The organism is Streptomyces globisporus, from assembly GCF_003501885.1.
Classification (GTDB): Bacteria; Actinomycetota; Actinomycetes; order Streptomycetales; family Streptomycetaceae; genus Streptomyces; species Streptomyces globisporus_D.
The window spans coordinates 1-13,342 of record NZ_QWFA01000053.1 but is presented as its reverse complement, the minus strand read 5'-3'; the positions used below and the strand labels follow the sequence as shown (position 1 = coordinate 13,342).

11 protein-coding genes and 1 tRNA gene are annotated in these 13,342 nt (G+C 69.3%); 11 read left to right on the top strand and 1 reads right to left on the bottom strand.

Annotated elements, in window-relative coordinates:
- The first annotated feature begins 913 nt into the window (after positions 1–913).
- The 9 genes from dnaN (at position 914) to D3105_RS12425 (ending at position 11,456) form a co-directional block, all read left to right on the top strand.
- The gene (gene dnaN, locus D3105_RS12465) at positions 914–2,044 is read left to right on the top strand and encodes a DNA polymerase III subunit beta (protein ID WP_003967886.1); all 1,131 of its coding nucleotides are present in this window, start codon (positions 914–916) and stop codon (positions 2,042–2,044) included.
- Between the two features lie 161 nt (positions 2,045–2,205).
- On the top strand, positions 2,206–3,090 hold the full coding sequence (gene gnd, locus D3105_RS12460; protein WP_006125982.1) for a phosphogluconate dehydrogenase (NAD(+)-dependent, decarboxylating): 885 nt from the start codon (positions 2,206–2,208) through the stop codon (positions 3,088–3,090).
- Positions 3,091–3,198: 108 nt separating this feature from the next.
- A complete protein-coding gene (gene recF / locus D3105_RS12455; RefSeq protein ID WP_118903335.1) occupies positions 3,199–4,329 on the top strand; it encodes a DNA replication/repair protein RecF in 1,131 nt (376 codons plus the stop codon).
- A gap of 77 nt (positions 4,330–4,406) precedes the next feature.
- Positions 4,407–4,910: a DUF721 domain-containing protein gene (locus tag D3105_RS12450; RefSeq protein ID WP_024263702.1), complete on the top strand. Its 504-nt coding sequence runs from the start codon at positions 4,407–4,409 to the stop codon at positions 4,908–4,910.
- A gap of 430 nt (positions 4,911–5,340) precedes the next feature.
- Positions 5,341–7,413 carry a DNA topoisomerase (ATP-hydrolyzing) subunit B gene (gene gyrB, locus D3105_RS12445; RefSeq protein ID WP_010071389.1) on the top strand — a complete coding sequence of 691 codons (2,073 nt, stop codon included), beginning with the start codon at positions 5,341–5,343 and terminating at the stop codon, positions 7,411–7,413.
- Positions 7,414–7,460: 47 nt separating this feature from the next.
- Positions 7,461–10,103 carry a DNA gyrase subunit A gene (gene gyrA, locus D3105_RS12440; protein ID WP_118903322.1) on the top strand — a complete coding sequence of 881 codons (2,643 nt, stop codon included), beginning with the start codon at positions 7,461–7,463 and terminating at the stop codon, positions 10,101–10,103.
- Positions 10,104–10,197: 94 nt separating this feature from the next.
- Complete coding sequence (locus D3105_RS12435; RefSeq protein WP_118903321.1) at positions 10,198–10,818, top strand: DUF3566 domain-containing protein; 621 nt, start codon at positions 10,198–10,200, stop codon at positions 10,816–10,818.
- 78 nt (positions 10,819–10,896) lie between these two features.
- A tRNA-Ile gene (locus D3105_RS12430) sits at positions 10,897–10,973 on the top strand.
- A 186-nt stretch (positions 10,974–11,159) separates the two neighbouring features.
- Positions 11,160–11,456, top strand: coding sequence for a DUF3303 family protein (locus tag D3105_RS12425; RefSeq protein ID WP_165891005.1), 297 nt, complete (start codon positions 11,160–11,162; stop codon positions 11,454–11,456).
- A 128-nt stretch (positions 11,457–11,584) separates the two neighbouring features.
- Here the strand turns inward: D3105_RS12425 and D3105_RS12420 are convergent, their stop codons facing one another.
- Positions 11,585–11,962 (bottom strand): DUF6344 domain-containing protein, encoded by a 378-nt coding sequence (locus D3105_RS12420; RefSeq protein WP_118903320.1) that lies wholly within the window; start codon positions 11,960–11,962, stop codon positions 11,585–11,587.
- Between the two features lie 291 nt (positions 11,963–12,253).
- Here D3105_RS12420 and D3105_RS35295 point away from each other — a divergent pair, with 291 nt between their 5' ends.
- Entirely contained in the window at positions 12,254–12,388 is a 135-nt protein-coding gene (locus tag D3105_RS35295; protein WP_003958712.1) for a DLW-39 family protein, read from the top strand.
- A 501-nt stretch (positions 12,389–12,889) separates the two neighbouring features.
- Positions 12,890–13,306: a hypothetical protein gene (locus tag D3105_RS34920; protein WP_206272718.1), complete on the top strand. Its 417-nt coding sequence runs from the start codon at positions 12,890–12,892 to the stop codon at positions 13,304–13,306.
- The last annotated feature ends 36 nt before the right edge of the window (positions 13,307–13,342 follow it).

Sequence of the window (13,342 nt, the reverse complement as noted above, 5' to 3'; positions counted from 1 at the left end):
GGGTTTCTCCGAGGCGCCTGCCGCGGACCTCCCACGGTCCGCGGCAGGCGCTTTTCGCGTTTCCGGGGCCCGCGACGGGCCTACCGAGCCGCTCGGTGAGCCTTCCGGAGCCCGCGACGAGCGCCCCGCCGCACCCCCGCTGTTCGAATACGGGCAGCTCAGAGGCCCTTCTCCACAGATGTGCGAGAAATCTTCCGTCCACAGCCTGGGGACTGGGAAGTTGTCCATATTGCGTCCACAGGGCGTGCTGCCGATACTCCATCAGGCCAGGTCATGTGGGTGGGGATTTGTGGCCAACGATGATCCACAGCCTGTGGACAGAATCTCCGTCCACAGGGGGTCGTCGATGTTGTCCACCGGTCGCCCACAGGCTGGGCGGTCTTGTCCCCAGCTGTGCCCTGCTTCTCCACACCCCTGTCCACTGTTCGGCAACGCAACACACGCTCTCACCGCCCGGAGTGAAAGGCGTCACACCAAGGGGCTGGGTTGGGCTGTGGGGAACAGGGGTAAAGCTGGGGACAGGTCTGGGGAGAAGTGGCCCCCTCCTGTGCATCGGGTGTGCAGAACTTCCGTCCGTCCACAGAAGGCCCGAGTTGTCCACGGGCGCCACCCACAGGACCGGTGGACAAAAAACAGTCGCTGACCTGCGCGAACGACGTTATCCACGGTATCCACAAGGCCTACTACTACTACCACCCAGAGTTAGCCAGGAATCCGCTTCGAAGTGGGGCCTGTGTACAACTCGACCGTTGGCCGCCGCGAACCTCTTGGCCCGACTTGACCCCGAGCAGCAACGGCTGTCGGTGCCGTACGTCAGACTGGTCCCCGGAGCCTCCGCCGCCTCGGCAGCGGGACTCCGGTCCAGACGACGAAGGCCAGCAGGGCGAGCGAGCAACAGCAGGAGGCGGTTCCGGTGAAGATCCGGGTGGAGCGCGATGTACTCGCGGAGGCGGTGGCCTGGGTGGCCCGCAGCCTCCCGGCCCGTCCGCCGGCGCCCGTTCTCGCGGGCCTTCTGCTGAAGGCCGAGGACGGAGCTCTCAGCTTCTCCAGCTTCGACTACGAGGTCTCCGCGCGGGTCTCCGTCGACGCGGAGATCGACGAGGACGGCACGGTGCTCGTCTCCGGCCGGCTGCTCGCCGACATCTGCCGCGCCCTCCCCAACCGCCCGGTGGAGATCTCCACCGACGGTGTGCGGGCCACGGTCGTCTGCGGCTCCTCCCGCTTCACCCTCCACACACTGCCTGTGGAGGAGTACCCCGCGCTGCCGCAGATGCCGACCGCCACGGGCACCGTCCCCGGTGAGGTCTTCGCGTCGGCCGCCGCCCAGGTCGCCATCGCCGCCGGCCGCGACGACACGCTGCCCGTGCTCACCGGTGTGCGGATCGAGATCGAGGGCGACACGGTCACCCTCGCCTCCACCGACCGCTACCGCTTCGCGGTCCGAGAGTTCCTGTGGAAGCCGGAGAACGCGGACGCCTCCGCGGTCGCCCTGGTGCCCGCCAAGACGCTCCTGGACACCGCAAAGGCGCTCACCAGCGGCGACACGGTCACGCTGGCGCTCTCCGGCTCCGGTGCGGGCGAGGGCCTGATCGGCTTCGAGGGCGCCGGGCGCCGTACGACCACGCGGCTGCTCGAAGGCGACCTGCCGAAGTACCGCACGCTGTTCCCGACCGAGTTCAACTCCGTCGCGGTGATCGAGACGGCCCCCTTCGTCGAGGCCGTCAAGCGCGTGGCCCTGGTCGCCGAGCGCAACACCCCCGTACGGCTCAGCTTCGAGCAGGGCGTCCTCATCCTGGAGGCCGGTTCCAGCGACGACGCACAGGCTGTGGAGAGGGTCGACGCGGTGCTGGAGGGCGACGACATCTCGATCGCCTTCAACCCGACGTTCCTGCTGGACGGGCTGAGCGCGATCGACTCCCCGGTCGCCCAGCTCTCGTTCACCACGTCCACCAAGCCCGCCCTGCTCAGTGGCCGCCCGGCCGTCGACGCCGAGGCGGACGACGCGTACAAGTACCTGATCATGCCGGTGCGCCTCTCCGGCTGATCCCGTGTCCCCCGCCCGATCGGGGGACGTTTTCCGCGGCAGTTTCCGGCGGGCCCGCTCGGCGCGGAGCGGGCCCGCCGCGCTGTCCCCGGCCGGGCGTAGGCTCGGTCATGGGTGCAAACGCCCCGACGCTTATCGCCACGACGCTAAAGGAATCTCTGATGGAGCTCGGTCTCGTCGGCCTCGGCAAGATGGGCGGCAACATGCGCGAGCGCATCCGCCGCGCAGGCCACACCGTCATCGGTTACGACCGCAACCCGGATGTCGCCGATGTCCACAGTCTCGAAGAGCTTGTGGGCAAGCTGAAGGGGCCGCGGGTCGTCTGGGTGATGGTCCCCGCCGGTGCCGCGACCCAGTCCACGATCGACGAGCTGGCCGAGCTGCTCTCGCCCGGCGACGTCGTCGTCGACGGCGGCAACTCGCGCTGGACCGACGACGAGAAGCACGCCGTCGAGCTGGGCCTCAAGGAGATCGGCTTCGTCGACTGCGGCGTCTCCGGCGGTGTCTGGGGCCTGGAGAACGGCTACGCCCTGATGTACGGCGGCAGCGCGGAGAACGTGGCGAAGGTCCAGCCGATCTTCGACGCGCTGAAGCCCGAGGGCGACTTCGGCTCCGTCCACGCGGGCAAGGTCGGCGCCGGCCACTTCGCGAAGATGGTCCACAACGGCATCGAGTACGCCATGATGCAGGCCTACGCCGAGGGCTGGGAGCTGCTGGAGAAGGTCGACTCCGTCACCGATGTGCGCGAGGTCTTCCGCTCCTGGCAGGAGGGCACGGTCATCCGTTCCTGGCTGCTCGACCTCGCGGTCAACGCGCTGGACGACGACGAGCACCTGGACAAGCTCCGGGGCTTCGCCGCCGACTCGGGCGAGGGCCGCTGGACGGTGGAGGCCGCGATCGACAACGCGGTACCGCTGCCCGCGATCACGGCGTCGCTGTTCGCACGGTTCGCCTCGCGGCAGGACGACTCGCCGCAGATGAAGATGATCGCCGCGCTGCGCAACCAGTTCGGCGGCCACGCGGTCGAGTCCAAGACCGAGAACTGACCGGGCCGGCCGCCGGAGATCCGGCGGCGCGGCACGGCGTAACAACGCGTCGCGGCGTCACAGCAGACGCAGCGGAAGCACCGACGGCAACGGGAGAGGGTGGCCACCATGCACGTCACGCACCTCTCGCTGGCCGACTTCCGCTCGTACGCCCGGGTCGAGGTCCCTCTCGACCCGGGCATCACCGCGTTCGTGGGGCCCAACGGGCAGGGCAAGACCAATCTCGTCGAGGCCGTCGGCTATCTCGCCACGCTCGGCAGCCACCGGGTCTCCTCGGATGCCCCGCTCGTGCGCATGGGCGCGGAGCGGGCGGTGATCCGGGCGGCGGTGACCCAGGGCGAGCGCTCCCAGCTGATCGAGCTGGAGCTGAACCCGGGCCGGGCGAACCGGGCTCGTATCAACAGGTCCTCGCAGGTCAGACCGCGTGACGTGCTGGGCATCGTGCGGACCGTGCTGTTCGCCCCGGAGGACCTGGCGCTGGTCAAGGGCGATCCCGGCGAGCGGCGGCGGTTCCTGGACGAGCTGGTCACCGCACGCTCGCCCCGGATGGCCGGGGTCCGCTCCGACTACGAACGCGTGCTCAAGCAGCGCAACACCCTGCTGAAGTCCGCGGCGATGGCCCGGCGCCACGGCGGGCGCTCGATGGACCTGTCGACCCTGGACGTCTGGGACCAGCACCTGGGCCGGGTGGGCGCCGAGCTGCTCGCGCAGCGCCTCGATCTGATCGCCACGCTCCAGCCGCTGGCCGACAAGGCGTACGGGGACGTCGCGCCGGGCGGAGGTCCGGTGGCGCTGGAGTACCGCAGCTCGGTCGGCGAGGACGTGGGTCCCGAGAGCACCCGCGACGAGCTGTACGAGCAGCTGATGGCGGCGCTCGCGGGCGTCCGGAAGCAGGAGATCGAGCGGGGCGTGACGCTGGTCGGCCCGCACCGCGACGATCTGCTGCTGGGGCTGCGCGGGATGCCGGCCAAGGGGTACGCGAGTCATGGCGAGTCCTGGAGTTACGCGCTGGCGCTGCGGCTTGCCAGTTACGAGCTGCTGCGCTCCGAGGGCAACGAGCCGGTGCTGGTGCTGGACGATGTCTTCGCCGAGCTGGACGCCCGCCGCCGGGAGCGGCTGGCGGAGCTGGTGGCGCCCGGTGAGCAGGTGCTGGTGACGGCCGCGGTCGCGGAGGATGTGCCGGGCGTGCTGGCGGGGACGCGGTACGCGGTGTCCGCGGGCGAGGTGGAGCGCGTATGACCGGTCGGGACGAGCAGCCGGGCGGGGCGGGCGCGGCCGGCGGTACGCCGGAGGGCGGGAGCCCGAAGCCGCCCGAGGTGTCCGGGGTCGATCTTGCCCGGGTGGCGTTGCGGGCCGCGAAGGAGCAGGCCCGGGCGCGGGGTGCGGCGGCGCAGCAGAAGAAGCAGGCACGGCGGGGTGGCGGACTGCGCTCGGGCGCCCGGTCGGACGGCCGGGATCCGCAGATGCTGGGTTCCGCGATCAGCCGGCTGATCACCGAGCGGGGCTGGGAGACGCCCGCGGCGGTCGGCGGGGTGATGGGCCGGTGGCCGCAGATCGTCGGGGACGACCTGGCGAAGCACTGCGTGCCCCTGCGGTACGACGACGATCCGGCCGCCCGGGTGCTGACCGTGAGCTGTGACTCGACGGCGTGGGCGACGCAGTTGCGGCTGCTGGCCCCGCAGCTGGTGGCCCGGCTGAACGCGGACCTGGGGCAGGGCACCGTACGGATGATCAAGGTGGTCGGCCCGGGGGGCCCGGAGCGCCGGTACGGCCCGTTGCGGGCGCCCGGCAGCAAGGGCCCGGGCGACACCTACGGATGAGCCTCGGGGCGCCGGCCGTAGGGACGTCGCGCCGCTGGGCTGAGGCCGGAGGCGGTCGCGCCGCCGGGCCGATGGCAACCTTGAGCTGCACTTTCGGCGTAAAATTGTCGTGTACCGGGCGAGCTTGTGGGTGGGTTCGCCTGGGTTCGCGCGGGAGGAAACCGGACGGTACGGCCGGAGCGTCCCTCACCGTAGCGGTGGGTTGACAGGCCGAAGCGCTCAAAGCCCTTCAGGGCCTCTTGGAGCCCCTTCCCGGATATGGGGAGTCGTCAGCCGCTCATTGAGGGCGGCACATGCGTACTCAGGTACCGGCAAACCCCCATTCATGTCAGCGCTACCGGTAGACTGGTGAGTAATCCCGCCGCTGAGGCGGGAGTCGTCGATACAAGCCGAACGACGCAGCCGCTCCCGCCTGTCCGGAGAACGGCCTGTGCTGTGCCAGAAAGGGCGCTTCGTGGCCGATTCCGGCAACCCCAACGAGAACATTCCGTCCACGGCCGGTGAGCCGGGCGAGGTCCCCGAGACCTCGTACGACGCCAGCGCGATCACCGTGCTGGAAGGGCTGGACGCGGTCCGCAAGCGGCCTGGCATGTACATCGGCTCGACCGGTGAGCGCGGCCTGCACCACCTCGTGCAAGAAGTCGTCGACAACTCCGTCGACGAAGCGATGGCGGGCCACGCGGACACCATCGACGTCACGATCCTCCCCGACGGCGGGGTGCGGGTCATCGACAACGGTCGTGGCATCCCGGTCGGCATCGTGCCGTCCGAAGGGAAGCCGGCCGTCGAGGTCGTGCTGACCGTGCTGCACGCGGGCGGCAAGTTCGGCGGTGGCGGCTACGCCGTCTCCGGCGGTCTGCACGGCGTCGGCGTCTCCGTCGTCAACGCCCTGTCCACCCGGGTCTCCGTCGAGGTCAAGACCGACGGATACCGCTGGACCCAGGACTACAAGCTCGGTGTCCCGACCGCCCCGCTGGCGAAGCACGAGGCCACCGAGGAGACCGGCACCACGGTCACCTTCTGGGCCGACGGCGACATCTTCGAGACCACCGAGTACAGCTTCGAGACCCTCTCGCGCCGCTTCCAGGAGATGGCGTTCCTCAACAAGGGCCTCACCCTGAAGCTCACCGACGAGCGCGAGTCGGCGAAGGCGACGGCGGGCGCGGACAGCGCGGACGCGGCCGAGCCCGCCGAGGCGGAGGCCGCCCGTTCGGTCACGTACCACTACGAAAACGGCATCGTCGATTTCGTGAAGTACCTCAACTCCCGCAAGGGCGACGTCATTCACCAGTCGGTGATCGACATCGAGGCCGAGGACAAGGACCGTCTCCTCTCGGTCGAGATCGCCATGCAGTGGAACACGCAGTACACCGAAGGCGTCTACTCCTTCGCCAACGCGATCCACACGCACGAGGGCGGTACGCACGAGGAGGGCTTCCGTGCGGCGCTGACCTCGCTGGTCAACCGCTACGCGCGGGACAAGAAGCTGCTCCGCGAGAAGGACGACAACCTCACGGGCGAGGACGTCCGCGAGGGTCTCACCGCGATCATCTCGGTGAAGCTGGGCGAGCCGCAGTTCGAGGGCCAGACGAAGACCAAGCTGGGCAACACGGAGGCCAAGACCTTCGTGCAGAAGGTCGTCCACGAGCAGCTGACGGACTGGTTCGACCGGAACCCCAACGAGGCCGCCGACATCATCCGCAAGGGCATCGCCGCCTCGACCGCCCGCGTGGCGGCCCGCAAGGCGCGTGACCTGACGCGGCGCAAGGGGCTCCTGGAGAGCGCATCGCTGCCGGGCAAACTCAGCGACTGCCAGTCGAACGACCCCACCAAGTGCGAGATCTTCATCGTCGAGGGTGACTCCGCCGGCGGTTCGGCGAAGTCCGGCCGCAACCCGATGTACCAGGCGATCCTGCCCATCCGAGGCAAGATCCTGAACGTCGAGAAGGCCCGGATCGACAAGATCCTCCAGAACACCGAGGTCCAGGCGCTGATCTCGGCGTTCGGTACCGGGGTCCACGAGGACTTCGACATCGAGAAGCTCCGCTATCACAAGATCATCCTGATGGCGGACGCCGACGTCGACGGCCAGCACATCAACACCCTGCTGCTGACCTTCCTCTTCCGCTTCATGAAGCCGCTGGTCGAGGCCGGGCACGTCTACCTCTCGCGGCCGCCGCTCTACAAGATCAAGTGGGGCCGGGACGACTTCGAGTACGCCTACTCGGACCGGGAGCGCGACGCCCTGGTGGCGCTCGGCAAGCAGAACGGCAAGCGCATCAGGGAGGACTCGATCCAGCGCTTCAAGGGCCTCGGCGAGATGAACGCCGAGGAGCTGCGCGTCACGACCATGGACATCGACCACCGGGTGCTCGGCCAGGTCACGCTGGACGACGCGGCGCAGGCCGACGACCTGTTCTCGGTGCTCATGGGTGAGGACGTCGAGGCGCGGCGCTCGTTCATCCAGCGCAACGCCAAGGACGTCCGCTTCCTCGACATCTGAGTCGGCCGTACCAGCCACGCCGCAGCTCGAAAGGACTTTGACCAGCAATGGCCGACGAGAACACCCCTGAGACACCTGAATCCGTGACGCTCGAGGAGGAGGTCACCGTCCCCGGCGTGGGGATGCGGGTCGAGCCCGTCCAGCTCGAGACGGAGATGCAGCGCTCCTACCTCGACTACGCGATGTCCGTCATCGTCTCGCGCGCGCTGCCCGACGTGCGAGACGGCCTCAAGCCCGTCCACCGCCGGGTGCTGTACGCGATGTACGACGGCGGGTACCGCCCCGAGAAGGGCTTCTACAAGTGCGCCCGCGTCGTCGGCGACGTCATGGGCACGTACCACCCGCACGGCGACTCCTCCATCTACGACGCCCTGGTGCGCCTGGCGCAGCCGTGGTCGATGCGGATGCCGCTGGTGGACTCCAACGGCAACTTCGGTTCCCCGGGCAACGACCCGGCCGCCGCCATGCGGTACACCGAGTGCAAGATGATGCCGCTGTCCATGGAGATGGTCCGGGACATCGACGAGGAGACCGTCGACTTCCAGGACAACTACGACGGCCGCAACCAGGAGCCGACGGTCCTGCCGGCGCGCTTCCCGAACCTGCTGGTCAACGGTTCCGCCGGAATCGCGGTCGGTATGGCGACCAACATCCCGCCGCACAACCTGCGCGAGGTCGCCGCGGGCGCCCAGTGGTACCTGGAGCACCCGGAGGCCTCGCACGAGGAGCTGCAGGACGCGCTGATCGAGCGCATCAAGGGCCCGGACTTCCCCACCGGCGCGCTGGTCGTGGGCCGTAAGGGCATCGAGGAGGCGTACCGCACCGGCCGCGGCTCGATCACGATGCGCGCGGTCGTCGCGGTCGAGGAGATCCAGGGCCGCCAGTGCCTGGTCGTCACGGAGCTTCCGTACCAGACCAACCCCGACAACCTCGCGCAGAAGATCGCCGACCTGGTCAAGGACGGCAAGGTCGGCGGCATCGCGGACGTGCGCGACGAGACCTCCTCGCGGACGGGGCAGCGCCTGGTCGTCGTCCTCAAGCGGGACGCGGTCGCCAAGGTCGTCCTGAACAACCTGTACAAGCACACCGACCTCCAGACGAACTTCGGCGCCAACATGCTGGCGCTCGTCGACGGAGTGCCGCGCACGCTGTCGATCGACGCGTTCATCCGCCACTGGGTGACGCACCAGATCGAGGTCATCGTCCGGCGGACGAAGTTCCGGCTGCGCAAGGCCGAGGAGCGGGCGCACATCCTGCGCGGCCTCCTCAAGGCGCTGAACGCCATCGACGAGGTCATCGCCCTCATCCGCCGCTCGAACACGGTGGAGATCGCGCGCGAGGGCCTGATGGGCCTGCTGGAGATCGACGAGCTCCAGGCCAACGCGATCCTGGAGATGCAGCTGCGCCGGCTGGCCGCGCTGGAACACCAGAAGATCACCGCCGAGCACGACGAGCTCCAGGCGAAGATCAACGAGTACAACGAGATCCTGGCCTCGCCCGCCAAGCAGCGCGGGATCGTCAGCGAGGAGCTGGCGGCGATCGTCGAGAAGTTCGGCGACGACCGGCGCTCCAAGCTGGTGCCCTTCGAAGGCGACATGTCCATCGAGGACCTGATCGCCGAGGAGGACATCGTCGTCACGATCTCCCGCAGCGGCTATGTGAAGCGCACGAAGACGGACGACTACCGCTCGCAGAAGCGCGGCGGCAAGGGTGTGCGCGGGACGAAGCTGCGCGAGGACGACATCGTTGACCACTTCTTCGTCTCGACGACCCACCACTGGCTGCTGTTCTTCACCAACAAGGGCCGGGTCTACCGGGCCAAGGCGTACGAGCTGCCCGACGCCGGCCGGGACGCGCGCGGCCAGCACGTCGCCAACCTGCTGGCCTTCCAGCCGGACGAGAAGATCGCCCAGATCCTCGCGATCCGCGACTACGAGGCCGTGCCGTACCTGATCCTGGCGACGAAGGGCGGTCTCGTGAAGAAGACCGCGCTCAAGGACTACGACTCCCCGCGCTCGGGCGGTGTCATCGCGATCAACCTGCGCGAGATGCCGGACGGCGGCGACGACGAGCTGATCGGCGCCGAGCTGGTCTCGGCCGAGGACGATCTGCTGCTCATCAGCAAGAAGGCCCAGTCGATCCGGTTCACCGCGACGGACGACGCGCTGCGCCCGATGGGCCGTGCCACCTCGGGTGTGAAGGGGATGAGTTTCCGTGAGGGCGACGAACTCCTCTCGATGAATGTCGTCCGGCCCGGTACGTTCGTCTTCACCGCTACCGACGGCGGGTACGCGAAGCGGACCCCCGTCGACGAGTACCGCGTCCAGGGCCGTGGCGGCCTCGGTATCAAGGCCGCCAAGATCGTGGAGGACCGCGGATCGCTCGTCGGTGCGCTGGTGGTCGAGGAGACCGACGAGATTCTCGCCATCACGCTCGGCGGTGGTGTGATTCGTACGCGAGTCAATGAAGTCAGGGAGACGGGCCGTGACACCATGGGCGTCCAACTGATCAATCTGGGCAAGCGTGACGCCGTCGTCGGCATCGCGCGCAACGCCGAGGCCGGCCGTGAGGCGGAAGAGGTCGATGGGACCGATGATGCCGAGGGCGAGACGGCTGAGGCCCACGCCGTAACCACGGCAGAGGGCACTGTCGAGGGCACGGAGCCCTCGACCGGGGAGCACGAGGAGTAAGAGCGTGAGTGGAGCCACGGGCGCCGGTTCGGCCGCTTCCGGAGCTGGAGCGAACGGTGCCCGTGGCCCTGCCACGGACTCCCAAGGGGGCACTGTGACGGACACACGAGGGCCTCAGCCCCAGTACGAGGGTTACGCGACCGGGCCCCTGCCCGGCGAGCGTGAGCCCGCACCGGGGCCGTCGGGGCCGTACCACCCGCCCCAGGCGTACCAGACGCCCGGCGGCGGCACCCAGGGCGGCCAGCAGCGCCCCGCACAGGGCGGCGGCACGCTGGGCGGTGCGCAGGGCGGGGGCGGTGCCCAGGCGACGCGCAAGCCGCGCACGGGGGCGCGGACCACGCCCCGTACCCGCAAGGCCCGCCTGCGGGTGGCCAAGGCCGACCCGTGGTCGGTGATGAAGGTCAGCTTCCTGCTGTCGATCGCGCTGGGCATCTGCACGGTGGTGGCGTCGGCGGTGCTGTGGATGGTCATGGACGCGATGGGCGTCTTCGAGACCGTCGGCGGCACGATCAGCGAGGCGACCGGCTCGAACGAGAGCAACGGCTTCGACCTGCAGTCGTTCCTGTCGCTGCCGCGCGTGCTGATCTTCACCTCGGTCATCGCCGTGATCGACGTGGTCCTGGCCACCGCGCTGGCGACGCTGGGCGCCTTCATCTACAACCTGTCGGCGGGCTTCGTGGGCGGCGTGGAGCTCACGCTGGCCGAGGACGAGTAGCGCGCCGGGTATCGATTTTGGGACTGGCCCCGACGTGCGCTAATCTTCAGAAGTCAGCGCGGAGCAGCACAGCGCGGCGGGGCTATAGCTCAGTTGGTTAGAGCGCATCCCTGATAAGGATGAGGCCACAGGTTCAAATCCTGTTAGCCCCACCAGACACGAAGGCCCCTCACCGGAGACGGTGGGGGGCCTTCGGCGTCTCCGGCAGACGGCCGAAGGGCAGCCCCGGATGGAGTGCGAGAAGTTGCCGCCGGGATCACTCATGGAAAGGCTGATCCGGAAGTCACCGATGTCGGGAACGCGGGCGCACGCCGGTCGCGGTGGATGGAAGGAGCGGTGCCATGAGGGTCATGCTGAGAGCTCATATGGACACACAGATCTCGAATGAAGCCATCGAGAACGGCACACTGCCGAAGGTCATGAAGTCGATGGCGGAACTACTCGAGCCGGAGGCAGCCTACTTCGGTCCCAGCGAGGGCGGACGGTGCTGCACGTTCGTCTTCGACATGCAGGACAGTTCACTGCTGCCCACCATCGCGGAGCCGCTCTTCCAGAAGCTCGGTGCGAAGATCGAGATCCAGCCGGTCATGAACACCGAAGACATGCAGAAGGGCCTTGCCGCGCTGCGGAAGGGCTGAGCTGTTCGGTCGCCCGAAGCGCTCGGCCCGCTGACCGAGGATGGATCACTACGGCCAGGCAGCACGAGAAGGGCCCCCGGCCGGTGTGAACCGGACCAGGGGCCCCGGAGTGCGGTGGGCGGCCGGGATCAGGGGGGCGGGGCCGGGGAGTCGCCTTCCGGGGCCGTGTGGTGGGAGCCGCTCTGGGCGGTCGTGCGGGCGGTCTCCGCGGGGTCGAGCGACAGGTGGCGGGTGGCCGGGGAGGAGCCGTGGGCCTCGGCTCGGATGCGCTGCTTCATCGTGGGCGGAAGGGCCCGGTCACGCGGAAGGGTCCATCGGACCGAGGGGGCGATCGGGGTTGCCGCGGTGGCACCCGTGTGCTCGTGGGTCGTGGTGTTCTGCTGCGCGGCGGCGTTCGTGGCGTTCGCCGTGCTCGCGGCGGCGGTGGCGAGGCCCAGCGATGCCAGGAGGGCGAAGAAGGCGGTGATGAAGGCGGTCCAGAGGTTCTTGGGCTGGAAGGTGCTCATGGCCCCTCGCTTTCGGACGGTCCGGTTGCTGACTTCTCCGATCATGTGGATCCCGGCCGCGATTTCGGGGAGCGACGCCCGCTCTGCGCCGATCTTCGGATTAACACCACTCGTATGGTGCAACCGGGCTGGACAGGCCCTCGCGAGCGGTGAGGAGGGGGTGCCGGAAGGTCGTTCCGGACGCCGTGGAGGGGGTGTCACAGGGGTCCGGGCAGGTCACCGATCGGTATCGGCCGGTGTGTATAGTCGGCGACATAAGGCCCTTACGCCAAGGAAAGACGAGGTCGCGCGGTGAAGAAGCTTCTCCTGGTCGCACTGGCCGCCATCGGCGGGCTCCTCGTGTACCGCCAGATCCAGGCGGATCGCGCCGAGCAGGATCTGTGGACGGAGGCGACCGACTCCGTGCCCGCAGGTTCGGGTGTGTGAGACGACACAGTCTGTTACGGGCCCCGGTCGCTGAGCGGCCGGGGCTTCGTGCTGTCCGGGGCCGGCGCCGATGCGCCGGCCCCTTCGGCTGTTGTGGGACCGTGGCGCACTGCCCTTGAGTTCACTCAAGCAAATCACTAGCTTGCTGAAGTGAAGAAGCTGACGGATTCGGGCTTCACGGCTGAGGGGGCACCAGGTGATGACCTGTCATCAACGTCGTACCGCGACAGTGGGGGTTCGACGTCCTGCGCACCCGGATCGTCGCCACCGACGGCCCGGACGCCCACGGCCCGAGCTGCGAGCGGGACGACGAGCGCTTCCGCCAGTCGGAGGGAGCCGTCCCGCCGACGTCGGTCGTCGCACGCGTCCCCTCCGAGAAGGGCAACCGCCGCTGCGACGAGGCGGGGCGCTACCTGCTGGCCGTGGAACGCGAGAGCAAGAAGGGCTCCGACGCGGCGCGTTGGCCGCTGGAGTTGGTGTACGGGGCAGAGGTGCCCCGCGGTGGCCGGGGCGGGCTCGGTGCCGGTCGCGTGGACCAACCGGTACGAGAGCCGCCCCACCGTCCGCCCGGTACACGCCGAGGGCGACTTCCACCTCGCGGTGACCCTGGGCGCGCAGGCCGCCGAGATCGCGGAGAACCCGCGGATCGGTGAGGTGCTGCGGGTCGCCGTCCTCGGCGACGAGCCGGCGGGCCCCGAGCACGGTGCGCCGGCCCCGGCCCGGGAGGGCGACGGGAAGAACGCGGACAAGAGGGGTATTCCGGCTGTGGCCGGAGACAGCGGCGGTGCGGGCGGGGCAGGATGGACCGGCATCGCGGCCGCTGCCGGGGCGGGCGCCCTGGTCGTCGCGGCGGGAGGGTTCCTCCTCGTCCGCCGCCGAAGCGGCAACAGCCGCAGCAGCCGTGGCCGCCGCGGCTGAGCGGCCGAGGGGTACCGGTGGGTGAGGACGACGAGG